We start from the raw sequence: 2,703 nt of genomic DNA on the forward strand, positions 1-2,703 counted from the left end.
ACTCGGAAAGTTCGACCTTGGAGTATCGGTGGTCCTGGCGCAGACGCTCAAGATTGCCCAGACATTGCAGGCTGCGGCGACGCCCGACCAGCAGGAGCGCTTCATTCCGGATTACGCCGCCGATCCGCGCGGTTTGCTGGCAATCGGCATCACTGAGCCGGATCGGTCTTCCGACTACATCATCCCGTACGCTCCGGGCGACTTTCGCACCAAGGCGGTGCGTACCGACGGCGGCTGGATCGTCAACGGTCAGAAACACTTCATCTCCAACGGGAACCGGGCTCGTCTCTACTTGCTGTTTGCCCAAACCGAACCGGGTAAGGGTCTGGCCGCAGGTAGCACCTGTTTTCTGGTTGAGCGATCTGCTCCCGGCTTTACGATCGGTCGGGTCCACGACAAGATGGGCGAACGACTCGCCAACAACTCAGAACTTTTCTTTGATGATTGCTTCATCCCGGATGAAAATGTTCTCGGAGAAGTTGGGAGAGGGTTCGACGTGCTCGTTCAGTTCTTTCCCGCCTCGAACGCCTACGCGGCTGCCAGCGTGCTCGGTGTCGCCCAAGCGGCCTATTCGCAAGCACTTGAGTGGACCCGGACCCGCTACCAGGGCGGTAGCTATCTACTCGAGAAGGACTCGGTTGCGCTGGTCCTCAGCCGGATGCGAATGAAAATCGACGCCGCCCAGGCGTACATACATCGGGCCGTGTGGATGGCAGACAACCGCCAGCTGGGATGGGACCCAAAGATGGGGGCACTCCCCAAGGTCTTCGCTTCAGAGGTGGCATGGGAAGTGGTGACAAGTGCCCTCGAACTGCACGGCGGCTATGGCTACATGCGCGACACGGGGATCGAGAAGCTCGTTCGAGACGCCGCCGCGTTCCTTCATTCAGATGGCGCCAACAACACACTGTTACTCAAGGCGGCTCGCTTCATTCGCCAGGACGCACCTGTGCCTGACCGGCCCGGGACCTGAACGGCCCAGACGGAGACAGGCCCTGATGGGCCCATCTCCGAAAGCTTGAGACACGCTTAGGGTCGGACGTCGATCCAGACCAGTCGGTGGTCCGAGCTGGGGAACGGGAACGTGCCAACCAGTGCGAACAGTGGATCGGTTGATGCGGGCCAGAACACCCCGGCGTCGATCATCTGCATGTTCTTGCGCGGTAATACATAGTCAGCTCTCAGGTTGCCAGGGCTGAAGTCCGAGAAGTCAGCCGTGTCGTACACAGGGTCGCTGAGATGTGTCGTGTTGGCGCCGCCTTGCAAGGCCGACTGCTCGGGAGCACCCGGGCTGGTCGGAGTCACCTTGGTATTCACCTTTGGATGATTCAGCAGCTGCTGGATGGCGCCAGGGATACTGTCGCCATCGAGCGGATCTGAATTCTGATCGCCAGCTATCACGAACAATGCGTCGGCAGCCAGTCCGCCAGTACCGCCATTGTCGTCGTAGATGTAGCCGCTGCGTCCAGGATGGATGTAGTCGGCCCAGAAGCGGATTTCGTCAAAGTTGCGGGTGCCGTTGCGGTCCTCGGGTCCATCGAACACCGGAGGAGTCGGATGGCTGACCAGGAAGTGAACCTTCCGCTTGCCGATCTCGATCGGGACGTCCCAGTGGCTCTTCGAGGAGAGGCGGAACACGTCCAACTCGGCGGGGGAGTACCAGTCGGCGGGACCCGCGAAGGCTGGATCGTCCGGGAGAAGGGCTCCGGGCATGTCTTTCCACAAGAAGTTCTGGAACGTTCGGATCGAGTCGTAGTCGATCGGGTACATGGAATATACGGCCATCCCAAACTGTCCAGGGAAGAAACCGAAACCGAACGCGTCGTTGGGGACAAAGTCGCCGGCCGCGCCGCTGTTGTCGAGGTCAAACCCGGAGTAGATCCCGGTGTTCGACGGTGCGGTATACCGGTAGGGATAAACGATTGGAGCGGCAGATCCGTGGGCGACCGCCAGATAGTTCGCCTGGAATCCGTCGAGGGCAAGGTTGCCGGCGTCGTAATCGAATTCATTGATGAGCAGCACATCCGGCCGAGTCCGTTGAATGATTTCGGCGATGACGTCGGGTTGGGTGCTGCCGGGCGCCGATAGTTCGGCCGCCAGGTCACCGGCGTTATTTCGATTGAGTGAGGCATTGAAGGTGGCAAAGCGGACCGAGTTTCCACCCGAGGCCACCGCGCCGTTGGCGGCACCGGGGAGTGTGGAGACCATGCCAAGTATGAGGATGACAGCCGTCAATATGGTCCGGATTCGAGGAGCGGTGATGGTCGAAGACATTTCGAATCTCCTTGTTGCGTATGGAATCTTGCCGCCTCTTGATCTGAATCGACCTGGCGGGACCTTGTTGAATATACCCGCGCCTTCACGCCGCGCGACCCCGAACGGGCATCGTTTTCGTCAGTCCGGGGGCGGGTACTAGCCGCCCAACGGGCGCGCCCTGGTGATGCCTAGGGAGTTGATGTCGAGTCGAACGTCCCAACGTTCGAGAACGTCATTGACAGTTCCCAGGCACCATTCGGATCCGATATCTCGTAGGCGCTGATACCGGTCGAATACCAGACAGTCACGTTTAGGTCTCCAGAGGCGGCTTCACCGTTGGCTGAAGCTCCCGGCACCGTTCCTTTGACCATGCCGGCTGTCTCTTCCTGGATGTCAATGGCGTTGAGAAGCTCAAACGATGGGGCGCTCTCGACTGCCCCGAGATCT

General features: G+C 60.0%; 3 protein-coding genes. 1 reads left to right on the plus strand and 2 read right to left on the minus strand.

The window, feature by feature from the left end:
• On the plus strand, nucleotides 1–973 hold a 973-nt coding region (locus tag JJE47_16960; protein MBK5269114.1), incomplete at its 5' end, for an acyl-CoA dehydrogenase.
• Between the two features lie 56 nt (nucleotides 974–1,029).
• On the opposite strand, the gene JJE47_16965 is transcribed toward JJE47_16960, so the two are convergent.
• Nucleotides 1,030–2,208, minus strand: coding sequence for an endonuclease/exonuclease/phosphatase family protein (locus JJE47_16965; protein ID MBK5269115.1), 1,179 nt, complete (start codon nucleotides 2,206–2,208; stop codon nucleotides 1,030–1,032).
• Nucleotides 2,209–2,444: 236 nt separating this feature from the next.
• A partial coding sequence (locus tag JJE47_16970; protein ID MBK5269116.1) for a hypothetical protein occupies nucleotides 2,445–2,703 on the minus strand: 259 nt, incomplete at its 5' end.

The organism is Acidimicrobiia bacterium (genome assembly GCA_016650365.1).
Lineage (GTDB): Bacteria > Actinomycetota > Acidimicrobiia > Spongiisociales > JAENVV01 > JAENVV01.

Coding starts and splice junctions, on each gene's coding strand:
- JJE47_16965 (MBK5269115.1), bottom strand. CDS start 2,208: ATGGTCTCCACACTCCCCGGTGCCGCCAACGGCGCGGTGGCCTCGGGT.